Source organism: Mesorhizobium sp. M2A.F.Ca.ET.067.02.1.1 (assembly GCF_004023285.1).
Lineage (GTDB): Bacteria > Pseudomonadota > Alphaproteobacteria > Rhizobiales > Rhizobiaceae > Mesorhizobium.
The window spans coordinates 1-887 of sequence record NZ_RZSB01001255.1; the positions used below are offsets into that span (position 1 = coordinate 1).

General features: G+C 62.2%; 1 protein-coding gene and 1 pseudogene. Both read right to left on the reverse strand.

The window, feature by feature from the left end:
• Positions 1-357 (reverse strand): annotated as a pseudogene (locus tag EOA28_RS37140) (hypothetical protein); the annotation flags it as partial.
• Between the two features lie 81 nt (positions 358-438).
• Positions 439-887: TrbG/VirB9 family P-type conjugative transfer protein (locus EOA28_RS37145; protein ID WP_189342418.1), on the reverse strand; the 449-nt coding region annotated here is incomplete at its 5' end.

Sequence of the window (887 nt, forward strand, 5' to 3'; positions counted from 1 at the left end):
CTCGTCGGCCGCCTGCTTGCGCCGCGCCTCTTCTTCTTCGGCTTTGCGGCGCGCCTGCTCGGCCGCCAGTTGGGCTTCGATCGCGCGCCGCTGCGCATCGAGATCGGCGCCCTGCTCAACCGTCTGATCGACATTGTCGGCCTGTTGCTTGTTGGCTTCGCCTTCCACGGGCGGCGGAACGACAATCTGATCGATTGTCTTGTCAGCCGCTTGTGGCGTCTCGGCCAGCGCCGGCGGGCGAAATTCAGGCGGGTTGAAATTGTCGCTCGCATCTGAGGCCGCATCGCGAGAACGCGGCTCGCGGGGCCAATTGATCCAGATGAGCGCGATGGCCACGATCAGCCCCGCGGCGACCATGGCGACTTTTGTGCCTGTTCCGGCATAGCGTCTCGCAACGGTCGGACCGCCATCAAGCTCGTTATAGTCGATGTTGCTCATCTATCGTCCCCTCGCGGTCGGGGAAGTGAAGGGGCCGGACCCGCGCACTAGCTTCTTCGGCCCGTAGACGGCGGAGACGGGATCCGCCTTGGATGGCCGGGCTCGATTGTAGAGGCAGAGCGCTTTGCCGTCGGCCCTCAGCGTAAATTGCCGGCCGACCTTGTCGACGATCGTGTATTTTCCCTGGGTCCGCTGGTTGACCAGCGATTCCTGGCCTTTTTCGTCGACGACGAAGATGGCCGGGATGTCGCCCGTGAACTCGAGGAACATCTTGGTGCCGTCGTCGAAGGCGACGCGCGGCTTCAGGCCATCGTCGCCGGCATAGACGTAATTGTAGTTGAGATCGGCATAGTTGAGGTTCTTGAGATCGGGATCGGCTGCACCTTTCTGGGCCTCAGAAAGCAGTCGCGCGTTTTGATCCTCATCCGCATACTTGAACCGGACCTGGA